Source organism: Marinococcus halophilus, from assembly GCF_900166605.1.
GTDB lineage: Bacteria > Bacillota > Bacilli > Bacillales > Marinococcaceae > Marinococcus > Marinococcus halophilus.
In genome coordinates, this window is sequence record NZ_FVZD01000006.1 from 1,440,379 (window position 1) to 1,455,074 (window position 14,696).

Annotated in this window: 12 protein-coding genes; 10 read left to right on the forward strand and 2 right to left on the reverse strand. The window is 50.8% G+C overall.

Going from position 1 to position 14,696, the window contains the following annotated elements; all coding sequences use genetic code 11:
* Nucleotides 1-5: 5 nt before the first annotated feature.
* The 8 genes from B5066_RS13340 to B5066_RS13375 all read left to right on the forward strand — a co-directional run bounded on the left by B5066_RS13340 (nucleotide 6) and on the right by B5066_RS13375 (nucleotide 8,941).
* Nucleotides 6-1,151 carry a glycerate kinase family protein gene (locus tag B5066_RS13340; protein ID WP_179124112.1) on the forward strand — a complete coding sequence of 382 codons (1,146 nt, stop codon included), beginning with the start codon at nucleotides 6-8 and terminating at the stop codon, nucleotides 1,149-1,151.
* A 256-nt stretch (nucleotides 1,152-1,407) separates the two neighbouring features.
* The gene (locus B5066_RS13345; RefSeq protein WP_079476394.1) at nucleotides 1,408-2,382 is read left to right on the forward strand and encodes a 2-keto-3-deoxygluconate permease; all 975 of its coding nucleotides are present in this window, start codon (nucleotides 1,408-1,410) and stop codon (nucleotides 2,380-2,382) included.
* Nucleotides 2,383-2,453: 71 nt separating this feature from the next.
* On the forward strand, nucleotides 2,454-3,743 hold the full coding sequence (locus B5066_RS13350; RefSeq protein WP_079476395.1) for a four-carbon acid sugar kinase family protein: 1,290 nt from the start codon (nucleotides 2,454-2,456) through the stop codon (nucleotides 3,741-3,743).
* Entirely contained in the window at nucleotides 3,740-4,735 is a 996-nt protein-coding gene (gene pdxA / locus B5066_RS13355) for a 4-hydroxythreonine-4-phosphate dehydrogenase PdxA (RefSeq protein WP_079476396.1), read from the forward strand. The genes B5066_RS13350 and pdxA overlap by 4 nt, the downstream gene beginning before the upstream one ends.
* A 68-nt stretch (nucleotides 4,736-4,803) precedes the next feature.
* Nucleotides 4,804-6,534, forward strand: a complete 1,731-nt coding sequence (locus tag B5066_RS13360) for a sigma-54-dependent Fis family transcriptional regulator (RefSeq protein ID WP_079476397.1) — start codon at nucleotides 4,804-4,806, stop codon at nucleotides 6,532-6,534.
* A gap of 196 nt (nucleotides 6,535-6,730) precedes the next feature.
* Nucleotides 6,731-7,765 carry a zinc-binding dehydrogenase gene (locus tag B5066_RS13365; RefSeq protein ID WP_079476398.1) on the forward strand — a complete coding sequence of 345 codons (1,035 nt, stop codon included), beginning with the start codon at nucleotides 6,731-6,733 and terminating at the stop codon, nucleotides 7,763-7,765.
* 196 nt (nucleotides 7,766-7,961) lie between these two features.
* Complete coding sequence (locus B5066_RS16585; protein ID WP_143745440.1) at nucleotides 7,962-8,180, forward strand: hypothetical protein; 219 nt, start codon at nucleotides 7,962-7,964, stop codon at nucleotides 8,178-8,180.
* Between the two features lie 473 nt (nucleotides 8,181-8,653).
* Complete coding sequence (locus B5066_RS13375) at nucleotides 8,654-8,941, forward strand: hypothetical protein (RefSeq protein ID WP_079476400.1); 288 nt, start codon at nucleotides 8,654-8,656, stop codon at nucleotides 8,939-8,941.
* 118 nt (nucleotides 8,942-9,059) lie between these two features.
* Here B5066_RS13375 and B5066_RS13380 read toward each other — a convergent pair whose 3' ends face one another.
* Entirely contained in the window at nucleotides 9,060-10,400 is a 1,341-nt protein-coding gene (locus tag B5066_RS13380; RefSeq protein WP_079476401.1) for an alkaline phosphatase, read from the reverse strand.
* A 249-nt stretch (nucleotides 10,401-10,649) separates the two neighbouring features.
* Between B5066_RS13380 and B5066_RS13385 the strand changes: the two genes are divergently transcribed.
* Entirely contained in the window at nucleotides 10,650-11,021 is a 372-nt protein-coding gene (locus B5066_RS13385) for an ArsR/SmtB family transcription factor (RefSeq protein ID WP_079476402.1), read from the forward strand.
* Entirely contained in the window at nucleotides 11,011-13,563 is a 2,553-nt protein-coding gene (locus tag B5066_RS13390; RefSeq protein ID WP_244897372.1) for a heavy metal translocating P-type ATPase, read from the forward strand. The genes B5066_RS13385 and B5066_RS13390 overlap by 11 nt, the downstream gene beginning before the upstream one ends.
* A gap of 56 nt (nucleotides 13,564-13,619) precedes the next feature.
* Here the strand turns inward: B5066_RS13390 and B5066_RS13395 are convergent, their stop codons facing one another.
* Complete coding sequence (locus B5066_RS13395; protein WP_079476403.1) at nucleotides 13,620-14,687, reverse strand: metal ABC transporter solute-binding protein, Zn/Mn family; 1,068 nt, start codon at nucleotides 14,685-14,687, stop codon at nucleotides 13,620-13,622.
* Nucleotides 14,688-14,696 lie beyond the last annotated feature (9 nt).

The window sequence follows — 14,696 nt, forward strand, 5'->3', positions numbered from 1 at the left end:
AAACTATGAAAATCGTCATTGCTTCGGATTCGTTTAAAGAAAGCTTAAGCTCAGTGGAGGTGGCAAATTATTTTCGTCAGGGGTGGGAACAATTTTCCCCAAAAAATGTGGAATTCGATATTATTTCGATGGCAGACGGAGGAGAGGGGACCTCAGAAGCACTGCAGCACGCATTGGACACGGAAGAAATTCAAGTGCCGGCTCATGATCCGCTGATGAAGCCGATCACCGCCTCGATGCATATTTCTAAGAAACATAGTACCGCTGTTATAGACGTAGCTTCTGCCTCAGGCCTGGATAAAATACCTGAGGGTGAACGAAATCCCTCTCTCGCTACTTCCTATGGAACAGGGGAACTTATCAAGGCCTGCCTGGATTATGATATTGACCGGATCCTCATTGGACTCGGAGGAAGCGGCACGAACGACGGTGGAGCCGGCATGCTGCAGGCGTTAGGAGGGAAGCTGCTGGATAACAACCACCAGGAGCTTCCGTACGGCGGAGTGTTTTTAAAACAGCTCGATACATTGGACATGACTTCGCTGGATCCGCGGCTGGCAAAGAAAGAAATAATCGGTTTATGTGATGTAGATAACCCTTTAACCGGGCCGCGGGGAGCAAGCTACACGTTTGGTCCGCAAAAAGGAGCATCTGAAGCAGCCATGGCTTCGCTGGAAAAAGCATTAAGCACATTCGGTAAAGTGCTTAGCACCTATACAAATAAAGCTGTAGGTGAACAACCTCATATGGGAGCAGCTGGAGGTCTGGCGGCCGGACTGGCCGGGTGTTTGAAAGGCCGGCTGGAGTCGGGAATTTCATTTATTTTAAAAGAAAACAATTTCTATGAACGGGTGCAGGGCGCTTCCTTAGTCATTACGGGAGAGGGAAAAATAGACTTCCAGAGCGCTTTCGGAAAAACGCCGGTGGGTGTTGCGAAAGCCGTGCAAAAAATAAATCCATCGATTCCAGTGATTGCGATATGCGGCCAGCTTGGGGAAGGCTTTGAAAGTGTATATGAGGAAGGAATTACAGCCGTTTTTAGCGTCAGCGAAGGTCCTTCCACCCTGCAGGAAGCTCTCAAAGACTCGAAAAACCTGTTAGCACATCTGGCAGGCAATTTGTCTAAATTCTATGGACAAATGATGAATTAGAGCAAAAAATAAAGAAGAGAGAACGAGCAAAAAAAGTCGTAACAAAATGCTTGAAGCTGGATATTATCCGGCTTCTTTTTTATTTTGCCTCCATTAAAACCTCGAACAGCTATTCTATAATTCGTTTAATTTTGCAACTATTTTTAAAAAATCCGCTTTCACAGTTGAATAATTGATTAATATGTTTTATATTTCAACATGTAAGCGTTATTATATTTACTGTTGCAAATTGCAAATATTAAAAGGAGGTTGTATAATGCGTATTAAAGCGAACATGGAGAAAATCCCTGGCGGCATGATGGTTGTGCCATTATTGCTTGGGGCTCTGATTAACACCTTTGCACCTGGTATGCTGAGGATTGGAGGCTTTACCCAGGCGCTTTTTGTCGATGGGGCGCTGGTTTTAATTGCTTTATTTTTACTTTGTGCAGGGGCGCAGATTAATGTAAGAAATGTCGGAACCACTGTGGGTAAAGGGGTCACATTATTAACAGTGAAATGGGTGGTTGGGGCAGCCTTCGGTTTAATCGCCTACGCCTTTGCCGGCACGGACGGTTTATTCCTTGGCCTGGCTCCGCTCGCTATCATCGCAGCTATGACCAACAGTAACGGTGGATTGTATGTAGCGCTAGTCGGCCAGTACGGAAAAGGAGATGACCGGGCGGCCTATTCCATACTGGCGCTTAACGACGGTCCTTTTTTAACCATGGTTGCCTTATCGATATTTGGTGCGATTGGCTTTGTGGACGGCCTGTTCTCGGTTGTTGATTTTGTCGCCGTGCTACTGCCAATTATTATTGGCGCGGTGCTCGGTAACCTGGATGAAGAAATGAGAGATTTTCTGGATTCCGGAAGCAATATGTTAATTCCGTTTTTCGCCTTCGCGCTGGGGATGGGGATTAACTTTGCGGACATTTTAGCCGGTGGGCTCGGCGGGATCGTGCTCGGGCTGATGACTGTATTTCTTACCGGCAGCGCTGGCTACTGGGTATTCAAACTGTTCAACTGGAACCCGATTGTAGGCGCATCGGAGGGCTCTTCAGCAGGAAACTCAGTTGCCACTCCGGCAGCGATAGCTTCGGCCAATGCCGCCTTCGCCAGTGTGGAATCTGTGGCCACTGTCCAGGTCGCAGCGAGTGTTGTGACTACTGCTATCCTGCTGCCTATTTACGTAGGCTTTCTTGTAAAACGATTGGAGAAAAAAGGAAAACTTCAAGCGTATCTTCAATGACATTTAACGTAAAATGAGGGGATTTCAAAACATGAAGTCCTCTTATTTTTGCCAGACGAGGTGATTTTAATATGGATATATGTATTGTGGCTGACGACTTAACGGGAGCCAATGACTCCGGGGTGCAGTGCGCCCGGTACGGCTACCGGCCGTCGGTGGCTGTAAATGCAAGTGATACAAATGCGTTTGTGCATAAAGAAGCGCTCATTATTGACACAGATTCAAGGGAAATGGCTTCTGAGCAAGCCTACCGGACCGTCAAAGATGCTGTCCGTCCATTGACAGAAAGCCCTCCGAAATTAATGTATAAAAAAATTGACTCTACGATGAGAGGAAACCTTGGAACAGAATTAGACGCCTTGTATGAGGCTTTTTCCCCGGATTTTATTCTGGTGAACCCCGCGTATCCCGAGAACGGAAGAAGGGTGATAAACGGGGATTTATATGTTAACGACAAATCTTTAACAGAGACCGGCATATCTACGCTTCCGAATCAGAGCGTCATTTCTTCAGCAGTCATCGATCTCCTTCAGGCACAAAGCAGTAATAAAGCTTATCACCTTACGGAAGGGGAAATATCCTCCGTGGAGCTTCCGGCACTGCTGAAACGCCTGAAAACGGAGGGCGTGGTATATCTCAGCTTTGACGGGGAAACGGAGAAGCAGATGGTAAATCAAAGCCGTGCGCTTGCAGCTGCCGGATATGACCTCATCTGGGCAGGATCTGCGGGGATAATGAAATTTTTACCCGAGATTTATCGTTTAAGCGGAAGCGAATCATCAGCCGGAAAAGCAGACCGGCTGCACGAGTGCGAATCCGTGTTGGTTGTTGCTGGCAGCCGGAGTGATATTACCCAAAAACAAAAAGCTCACCTCGAGGCGGATTATCCCGGGTGGACGGTACCTCCGGAGATTTTTCTAGATCCCGGGTGGCAATCCGGGCCTTCCATCCAAGAAGTGCTCCAGGCGGTCTCGGAGCACAGCCATCCAGTGATGCTTATTTCGACGGATACCACGCCAGAGGCTGTAGAGAACGTGAAAAATAAAGCAGAAGAGATAAATATGCCCATGGTGGAAGCGACGAAAACAATTGCCGAAGGTTTAGGCAAATTAACTCGCCTGGTGTTCGATATTAATACGTTTGATGCGGTCGTCATGACCGGCGGGGACGTAGCGAAAGCAGTGTGTCTTTCGCTCGAGAGTACAGAATTTGAACTGATCCAGGAGTTTGAGCCGGGAATCCCCCTGGGACGGCTGCACGGATATTACCATCCGCTCGCCATAACGAAGGCAGGGGCTTTTGGGACGGAAAAAACATTCGTGCATGCGATCGAAATGCTGAGAGGAGAGATTTTAACATGACAAAGCCAGTTATTGGAATCACGATGGGAGATGCGGCAGGCGTAGGGCCGGAAATTATTGTCAAAGCCTTAGCAGGGCCATCGGTTTATGACTACTGCACGCCCGTGGTAATTGGTGACACCGGACGTTTAGAGGATGTTATAAAAATAACGGGCACCGGCCAGACGGTGGTGTCGATATCGGAGCCCTCGGAAGCAAAAGCGGAGCCGGCCGTCATTTATTGCATCCAGGTAGGAAACCTGGACCCGGGTCTTCCATATGGGCAATTATCCTTTGAGGCAGGAAAACATGCATTTTTATATTTGGAAAAAGCCGTGCAGCTGGCCATGGCCAAGCGTATTGATGCTATATGTACAGCGCCGTTAAATAAAGAAGCTCTTCAGGGGGCAGGATACAATTATCCGGGGCACACGGAGATTCTTGCGGACCTGACCGGAACAGAGGATTATTCCATGATGCTTTCCGCTCCCAATCTAAAGGTGATTCATCTAACGACCCATCTAGGGCTGAAGGATGCCATTGAAGCGATAACGCCGGAACGCACGTATAATGTGATTCGTCTAGCTCACCACACGCTCTCCAAGGCCGGTGTTACCCAGCCAAAAATTGCCGTATGCGGCATTAACCCGCATGCCGGGGAAAACGGGTTGTTTGGCTACGGCGAAGAAGAAAAACAGCTGCTCCCGGGTATTCAAAAAGCTCAGGAGGAAGACATCCATGTGGAAGGGCCATACCCGGCAGACACTTTATTTTTTCGTGCGGGACGCGGCGATTTTGACGTCGTCGTAGCGTGTTATCACGACCAGGGCCATGCGCCGGTGAAGGTACTGGGCCTGGAGGCCGGCGTGAACATTACGGTTGGCCTCAATTACGGCGTCATACGCACGTCGGTCGATCACGGCACGGCCTTTGACATAGCCGGAAAAAATATCGCGGATGAGCGCAGTCTTCTGGAGGCGCTCACCATTGCAGCAGAGCTTGCTCCTAAATAATTCATTCTCCATAGTGTGCCTTTTTTCGTGTAAAATATGAAGAAAATTGCATTAAAGGGAGTAAGCAAATGTTGAAAATAGGAATTATAGCTCCTTATGAAGGCTTAAAGGAAGTAGCAACCAGGATTAGTGCTTCTCACCAGGAAGTAAGGATAAACGTAGAGTCAGCAGACCTGGAGGAGGCTGTGGAGCCGGCCCGGCGTCTGGAGGAGCTGGGTTATCATGTATTGATCAGCCGGGGAGGGACAGCGCAGATTCTGCGTGAACGGTCCTCTCTGCCCGTGGTGGAAATTGATGTTTCCGGCTACGATATTTTGCGCACGCTGCTTTTGTTCAAAGACTCGAAGGACCCTATAGAGCTGATTGGATTCCCCAATGTCTGCCATGGGGTGAATCAGGTGGCGGAGCTGCTTGGCATATCCATTTCCTATCAGGTTATTCACAGCTCTCAAGAAGTGCAGCAGGCAGTAGAAAATGCCATCAGCCGGAATATTCAAGTTATCATTGGAGACACGGTAACTTTAACAACCGCCCGCCGTTTTGGACTGGAGGGAATCATGATCACCTCCGGGCCGGAGTCGGTGGAACAGGCTGTGGTTCAGGCTAAGGAAGTCGGGAGCGTGCTGCTTTACCAGGAAGCCATGAACACAAGCTATCACCATCTGCTGGAGCATCTACCGGAAAGTATTGCCCTTGTTAAAGAAACAGGAGAATTAATGTTTGCCAACCAGCCTTTTTTAAACCTGTTTCAATTAACATCACATGCAAGTAATTATGCTGATAAAAACGATATTTTACAGAGCTTACATCAAAAAATGCTGAATTACGCCTTCCTTCAGGAAAACTTTAGCATTAATGGACGCAGTGTAATTGCAGAAGGGGAATTTTTAGTTGAAGGAAAAGAAAGGCTTTATTTTCTGAAAATCAGTGATGAAAACAGATACAGGGTGGAACAAAACGGTTTAGTTATTCAGCCGCTTCAGTCAGACATTGTCTCCTTTGGCCAAATTTCGACAGCTGATGAGCGGGTACGTTCCATTGTGGAACGGGCGAAGAAGTTTACGGAATCCGTATACTTTCTCCAGGGTGAAAATGGTACAGGGAAGCGTTCCATTGCTGCTGCCCTGCATCATTATCGTAATAACTATATTGAAAATCAATGGGAAGTAATACTGGACAAAGATTTCGATGAAATGGCGATGAAGCGGCTCGAAGCGATGATTTTATCGGGGAACGGAACGTTTTACATGAAAAACTGGGAGGCACTTTCAGCTGAACGGCTGGAACAGCTTTTTGAGGCTGCCTTTGATTCTGTGGCGGTAATTATTTTTGCTGCTGCAGACACCAACCAACCTCTGCTTCAGGAAAAGTTTCAAAAGAAAAGCATCGTGCTTTCGCTTCCGCCTTTACGGGAGAGAATTGAGCATTTGCCTGAGTATATACGCACCTTCATTGCCAGAAACAATTCAAAATACGGAAAACAGGTGGTGGGAGTGGAAAGCGGGCTTTTGCTGGAATGGAAATCCTCTCGCTGGCCTGGGAACTTGCACGAACTGCAGGAAATGGTTGAAATGGGAGTGAAAAATTCCGAAGGCCCGTACATTTCCAGGGAAGCCGTTCAAACTAATCCAGCATCCGCATATGGCGCCAGGGAACTGCTGGACCTGAATCAGTCACTGGATAACATCGAGAAGCAAGTGATCAACCTGGTGCTGCAGGAAGAAAACATGAACCAGACCCGGGCGGCCCAAAGGCTGGATATTAACCGGTCCACGTTATGGCGCAAGCTTAAAGGCTGAAAAATAAAATTCATATAATGAGAAATAGACAAGCACCTCCACCAATGGGGGTGTTTTTTCTTATGGGAAAAAGCGTAAAGCCTTTTCCTTGCTTTAAAGCGGACTGTACGGGTTACACTGAATGCATCACTTCTCCAGGGATTGCAGAGAAGTGAAGATAAGAACAAACATATTAATGACAAGGTGGGACTCAGCTATGAAAGCAAATATCATGTACGAAGCGGGCGACGTCCGCGTAGAAGACGTACCGAAGCCGCAGCTCGAGGAATCGACAGACAGCGTGTTGAAAGTCGTCGCTGCCTGTATCTGTGGAAGCGACCTGCATCCGTACCGCCATATGCATGCCGATGAACAAGGCGGAGGCGAACCGATGGGCCACGAAGTGATCGGCCGAATCGAAGAAATGGGCTCTGGCGTGACGGACTTCAAGAAGGGGGATCTCGTCGTGGTGCCATTTGCATATGGAGACAACACGTGCCCGTACTGCCAGGAAGGCCTGCAGACATCCTGTGTGAACGGCGGATTTATGAGCGGCTGCCAGGCCGAATACGTACGCATACCTCAGGCGCAGGGAAGCATGTTTAAGCTTCCGGACGAGATCGGTGATGATTCGCCGCTGCTTCCGTCCCTGCTGACGATTTCGGATGTTTACGGCACCGGCTACCATGCCGCAGTCATGGGCGGCGTAAACGAAAACACCACCGTCACCGTAGTAGGCGACGGAGCCGTTGGACTGCTTGCGGTGCTGTCGGCGAAAAAGCTCGGAGCCCGAAAAATCATATTAATGGGGCGCCACAAGGAGCGTACCGACCTCGGAGTGGAATTCGGTGCCACCGACGTTGTTTCCGAGCGTGGAGACGAAGGCATTGCCAAAGTCCACGAGTTGACGAATGGGGAAGGCACCCACGTCGTGCTGGAGTGTGTCGGGCTGATGCCGGCCTATGACATGAGCGTGGGCGTTGTCCGTCCCGGCGGCGTGATCAGCCGTGTGGGCGCGCCGCAGTACGAAGAGGCAGGGGTAGGCTTTGCGAGTCTCTTCAGGCACAATATTACGCTCACGGGAGGGCCCGCTCCGACACGTGCCTATATGGACGAACTGCTGCCGGACATTCTGGACGGCTCCCTCAATCCGGGCCGCGTGTTTGACGTCACGATGGGAATTGACGACGTTCCGGAAGGCTACCGGGCGATGAATGACCGCGAAGCACTTAAAGTACTGGTCAAACCGTAAAATATATATAAAAAGCAAAGGGAAAACACAATTTGATGTGTTTTCCCTTTGCTTTTTATATAATACGATAAGTGTGCCCGGATAACGTTTCAAACCGACAGCACAGAAAGAAAAGATACACCAATGTTCCCCATAAAAATAAGGGCATTAATTGCAAACGTTTTGCAGTAATATTTACCAGCAAAGGAGAGTATGTATGGTTACCTTTTTATTGCTTTGTATAGCGCTTTCAGGCATTGGCCTATGGATGTACGGGCATAGGAAGCGTGCGCGAATGGCGGTGTTTACCGGAAGCCTGGGCGTGGCAGCTCCGCTGCTGTATGTCGCCGGAGGCGGACTGCTGCTGCCGCTTGCGCCGCTGCTGTCGCTCGGGGCTGTTTACTGGACAGTAAATAGAGCCGGCGGGAAGCGCTAAAACCTGTATGTAAAGCAGCCGCAGCAGCTAGCCGTGCTTTCTCTAATCGTTGCGGCAGTAGGAAAGAAAAGAAGTTTTATCAGTTGCAGATAATTTTCAAGTGTGCATTGTTGAAATTACATATGGACCTGTGAGAGTATATAAAAATACTGAGCAGTAAGTTCCACAGCCGGCTGGAAAATACTTTCATGCCCGCAGGTCCAGGCGTTGATTCGTACTGGCAAATTCCCTGCCCGGCCCCGGACAAATACATTGCAATCATTATTACGTTTACTTATCGTCTTCCGGGGTTATATATAAAGATATTAGAGAACAGGCAGCGGAGTTGGCAGATGGGGGAAATGAAAGCAGGCATTCGCCGCAAAAATACAAGTATGGGGGCAGGACAAGCACAAGAGCCATGGCGTCACTGAGTACTATCAAACGCATGGTTTCACTGGAGAAGCTTGTGCTATGGAAAGGGGTATTTTTTTATGCAGGACCAATGCGAAAATATTACGCTGGACGACATTATGTTAACGTGTGACGGATACTTACACATTATAATGGAAGGGGAGCGGTCGCTTCATTTGAAAGACAATGACGGCTTCCGCTATTACTACGATAAGAAAACCCAGTGGATTTATGCAGAGAACGGAAGGGGCGGATGGAATTTCCTCGATGTAGTGGAAAAGCCTCAAACCGCTTCCCATAAAGGAGGCACCCTCCTCGAACGAGTGAAGCTGCGGCTGAAAAAGTGGAAATGGGCTTTTGATAATTAATGGCGCTCATGCTTATATGAGCTGAGTTATATGCAGAGACTCCGGATGAGGGAGCCTCTGCTTTTTTTATTATCAAAAAGCGGTCCCCATGCCGGAGACCGCTTCGTGGTAATGTTCGTTATTTCATCGCCTGCTGCATAGCGTCAAAGACTTCCGTGTTCTTCAAGTTTCCGGAGAACGCTTCTTCTCCCGGGCCTTCGGCATAAACGGTAATGTCTACAGCGGTGTGATCCGTGCTTGTCCAGTCAATGCCGGAACGTTCACTTAGCACGTGGTTAAAGCCAAGCTCAAGCGATTCTGCTTCTTCCACCATGGTTTCTTCTTCGTCCGTCATCGTCATGCCGGTATGCTCTTCAAATACTTCGGCAGGCTCCTCGTCGCCGAGAAGCACCTGCTCCTGCATCGCCGCTCCCGTCGCCTTTACGTTTTTCAGAACGGAAGGATGATTTTCGTCGGTGGCTTCGCTGGCGCTTCCGCCCGTGTCGTGGTCACTCGCTACAACGACGAGCGTATCTTCATGCTCCTCCGAGTAAGCTGTCGCTTCTTCCACGGCCTTTTCGAAAGCTTCGGTATCAGACATCATCCATGCAGGGTCGTTGGCGTGGCCGGCCCAGTCAATCTGGCTGCCTTCCACCATCAGGAAAAAGCCGTCTTCGTTCTGCGATAAGTGGTCAATGGCCGAGGAGGTCATTTCGGAAAGGGACGGCTGCACCGGGCTCTGCTCCATGGAAGTGTTCATAGCGTCATCCGCAAACAATCCCATGATCCGGTCGCCTTCAGCTTCTTCCATCGCACGCTCGGTTTCTACATATTCAAAGCCGGCATCAATGGCTTTATCCACATAGTTTTCTCCGTCTTCCCGGATGCCGCCTTCAGATTCCGGCAGGAAGTGTTCACGTCCGCCGCCGTACATCAGGTCCAAATTTTCGTTTTCTGCCATCTGTTTCGCGATTTCTGTATAATTGTTCCGGTCTTCTACGTTAGAAGCAAAAACGGCCGGGGTCGCGTGAGTGATCGTTGATGTTGCGACAAGCCCAGTCGATTTGCCCATGTCAGCGGCGTCATCCAGAATGGAAGGCATTGTTTCGCCCTCCGGCGTTGTGCTGATCATGCCGTTGTTAGTACGTTCACCAGTAGCATATGCGGTCCCCGCAGCGGCAGAGTCCGTAATAATAGAATCGGCAGAGGAAGTGTCCACTTTGCCGGTCGTCATGTCGCGTTCTTCCCATACCGGCTCTCCGTCTTTATAAAGACTGTAGTTTTTCGACACGCTGTCCGAAAACCCGTCTGGAACCATGAGGATGACGTTTTCCGCTTCCGTTTCTTCCGATGCCTGCTTCGAATTTTCCTTGGCTGCAGTGTCTGCATCATCGTTTTCCGACGCCGCGGCAGTACCAGCAATAAGGCTGCTGGCCCCGAGTAGTACAGCCGCTTTCGTTGAACGCTTCCACTTCTTCATTCAATGACCCCCTATATGTTTGTAACCGTGGATAACTCCACGCCCCTTACTATAAATGGAATTTATGAAGTGAATGTTAGAGTCATTTAAACATCGTGTAAAGGAAATAATGGAACCGGAGCCAAAAGCTTCATATTAAATTGAATACAGTTTGCGCTGTCAATTAAACAATTGTTTGACTGTTTGCTTAAATAGGTATAAGATTCAATTAAACAAACATTTAATTGTTAAATTGAAAGGAAGATCTTAATGGCTAAAACAACGGAACAGTGTGATATATATTGCTACGACCCGGAAAAGGTATCCCGTGTCCAGACACAGGTCGGGCAGGTGGATGCGCGGAGTGCCTCCCAGTGGTTTAAAGTGCTTGCCGACGAAACCCGTTACAAAGTAGCTTACGCCCTCAGCGTGGAAGGGGAGCTGTGCGGCTGTGACCTGGCAAATATTCTGGGAACCTCGACCGCCACCGTGTCGCATCATTTACGGATTCTGAAGCAGGCAGGTGCTGTCACCTACCGCCGCGAAGGGAAGCTGGTTTTCTATACTCTTTCCGGCAGCCAGATCTCTCACCTGCTCGGGGGCATGGAACCGGGAAGGGAGGAGACGTCAGTTGGCGTTTAAAGACGAGACCCTTGAACGAAAAACCACCGAAGAAGAAAAGGAAGGATGCTCCTGCTGCAGCGAAGAAGAATTCAGCCGGCCGTCTGCTTCGCGTTCTTTTTCCATCCAGCTGACCCCGGTCGAAGAAGCGTCCTGCTGCAGTTCGAACGAGGAAGCCGAGAAGGACAGCTGCTGCACACCGGCCTCAACGACGGAAGAAGAAGAGGAAACGGAAGCTTTTGATGCCGGTGAAAATGCGTACACCTTCCAGGTAGAAGGGATGGACTGCCCCTCCTGTGCGGCGACGCTGCAGAAGGGCGTTTCGCGCCTGGCGGGCGTCCAGGAGGCAAAAGTACAGTACACTACCGGCAGTATGCAGGTATCGACGGACGGGACCGTGGCTCCGGCAGCGATTCAGCACACCGTGCAGCGGCTCGGGTACAGTACGCAGGTGCCGGCAGCGGATACAGGCGAGACCTATAATATTTACGGCATGGACTGCGGCTCCTGCGCGGCCACGGTGAATAAGCATTTTGCGCAGCTTGACGGCGTGCGGGATGTGCAGGTGCATTTTACGACAGGAAAAATGGTCATCGACCATCAGCTTTCCCGGGATACCGTGAAACGTGAGGTCGAGCGGCTTGGGTTTGAAGCGGCTCCTGTCACAGAAGAAGACTCTTCTTCCAGGCAGCCGGAGGCTTCCCCGCTCCGCGGAATGACGAACACAATTGTTTCCGGGGCGCTTCTGCTCGCCGGTATTGCCAGTTCACTGACGCCGGCTCCGGCGCTCATTTCGATTCTTTTGTATCTTTCCGTTATTGTGGTGGGAGGCTACAAGCCGGCGAAAAGTGCCTATTATGCTATCAAAAACCGGTCGCTTGATATGAACGTCCTCATGATGGGCGCCGCCATCGGCGCTCCGCTCATCGGAGAATATTTTGAAGGGGCCCTTGTCGTCTGGCTGTTTGCGCTGGGGAATGCGCTGCAGCAGTATTCCGTCGCGAAAACGCGCAAATCGATCAGCCACCTGATGGATCTAGCCCCGGCGGAAGCCTGGGTGAAAACAGGAGACACGTGGGTCCGGCGTCCGGTAGAGGAAGTCCGGATAGGACAGACGATGCTGATTAAGCCGGGAGAAAAAATTCCGCTGGACGGCACTATCCGCGCAGGCACCTCCATGATTGACCAGTCCCCGATTACCGGGGAGTCGCTTCCGATCGATAAAGCCTCCGGAGATACGGTATACGCCGGTACGCTGAATGACTATGGCAGCCTGGAGGTAGAAGTGACGGCACGACCGGAGGATACGACGCTTGCCAGAATCATTCATCTGGTGGAAGAGGCGCAGGAGCAGCAGGCGCCGACCCAGAGCTTTGTGGACCGGTTTGCGGCGATTTATACGCCGATCGTGTTTGCTGCTGCTATTGCGGTGATTGTGGTGCCGCCGGCCATTGGTTTTGGAGGCTGGTCCGACTGGGTGTACCGGGGCCTGGCGCTGCTTGTCGTAGCCTGCCCGTGTGCGCTCGTCATTTCAACACCTGTCGCCATCGTTTCAGCCATCGGCAATGCGGCTAAGCAGGGCGTGCTGATTAAAGGCGGGGCCTTTCTTGAAGCCGCCGGTACACTGAATGCCCTGGCCTTTGACAAGACTGGGACGCTCACGGAAGGAAAACCGGTCGTGGAAAAAGTGTATGCGGCAGATGGCGACGCGGACCGGCTGCTGTCGGTGGCGTCGACCCTGGAGGCGTATTCGAACCATCCCATCGGGCGTGCCATTACAGCGTACGCCGGAGAACAGAAAGTGGCCTCCCGGGAAGGAACAAACTTTTATGCAGAGCCCGGGAAAGGGGTGGCCGGTACGATTGAAGGCAAATCGTATGCTGCCGGAAAGCCGGAGTGGCTGAAAGAGAAGGGCGTCCAGATAGAAAAATACGAAGAAGAAATCCAACAGCTTCAAAATGAAGGCATGACTGTTGTACTGGTCGGCGACGAGGAGAGTGTGTTGGGCTATGTAGGCGTAGCCGATAAAATCCGCCCGATGTCCTCGGGAGCAGTACAGTCGCTTCATAAAAACGGTATTCGCGAGTTGACCGTTCTTACCGGCGACAATGAAGGGACTGCCGCGAAAATTGCGGGCCAGGCAAACATTGATCGGTATATGGCGGGGCTGCTGCCGGAGGATAAGGCAAAAGCCGTACGCACCCTGCAGCAGGAAGGCCGGCGAGTCGGCATGATCGGAGACGGCATCAATGACGCTCCGGCGCTTGCCACCGCCGATATCGGCATTGCCATGGGCGGTGCCGGAGCTGACACCTCGATGGAAGCGGCAGACATTGTCCTGATGGCGGACAACCTTGAAAAGCTTCCGTATACGATCCGCCTCAGCCGGAAAGCGCTGCGCATTATTAAGCAGAATATCTGGTTTGCGGTGCTGATTAAAGTGGCTGCACTGGCGCTGATCGTGCCGGACCTGCTGACGCTTTGGATGGCGGTGCTGAGCGATACCGGAGCAGCCCTTATCGTAGTGGCGAACAGCCTGAGGCTGTTCCGGCTACGGGGGTAGCTCGCCGCGATATAAATGTAAAAGCCAGACGGGCCGCCCGTCTGGCTTTTTGCTGTTTAGTTATTCAGTGCCTGCTCGAGGCTTTCAATATTATCTTCCATTAAAGACACATAGGTGGCATCATTTTCAATATCTTCTTCCATGACGCTGGACAGGTTATGCAGGTAGGCAACATCTGCGCCGATTTCCTCCTGTACCGTTTCTGCTGTTTGAGAAGGAATATTCTGTTCCAAAAGGATGGTATTAATGTTATTTTCTTCTGCTGTAGCAACAATCTCGTTGATTTCCTTTACGGAAGGCTCGTCCTGGGCATTGATGCCGCTGACAGGAATTTGTTCGAAGCCGTACCGCTCTTCCCAATAGCCATAAGCCGCATGGGAGACGATAAACTGATTGCTGTCACTATTGTCAGCCACGTCCTGGAATCCCTGGTCAACGTCTTCAAGATCGGACGCCAGGGCCTGGTAGTTTTCTTCAAACGTTTCTTCCTGCTCCGGCATTTGTTCCACTAATTCGTTCTTGATGCTCTCAGCAGCCTGCTGGGCACGGACTGGGTCCAGCCATACGTGAGGGTCTACGCCGCCGTGGCTGTGCGAGTGGCCTTCTTCACCGTGGCCATGGCCTTCCTCGCCGTGGCTGTGGCCTTCTTCACCGTGGCTATGGCCTTCTTCACCATGGTTATGGCCTTCTTCACCATGGTTGTGCGAATGTTCATCAGAGGCTTCCAGCAGCTCCATGTTATTAGTCACTTCGAGCACGGAAACGTCCTGGCCGTCGACCGTGCTCTTCGCTTCTTCCGCAAATCCTTCCATGCCGCTTCCGGTCATAACAAACAGGTCGCCCTCGGCTATGTTAGTCAGCGTCTGGGGAGTAGGGTCAAAGGAATGGGCATTGGAGCCGGGTGGAACGACGTTTTCAACATTCACATAGTCGCCGCCGATTTGTCTGGCAAAGTCCTCCCAGGCAAACAGGGTGGTGTAAACGTCCAGCTTTTCGTTTTGCGCCTGCTGGTCTTCGTTATTATCCCCGGAAGCGTTTTGCTGGTTTTCGCTTCCCGTGCTGCAGGCCTGAAGCAGGACAGCGCCGGCAAGTATAGAAGCGCCTAGTGCAGTTTGTTTTTTCATTTTTATTCG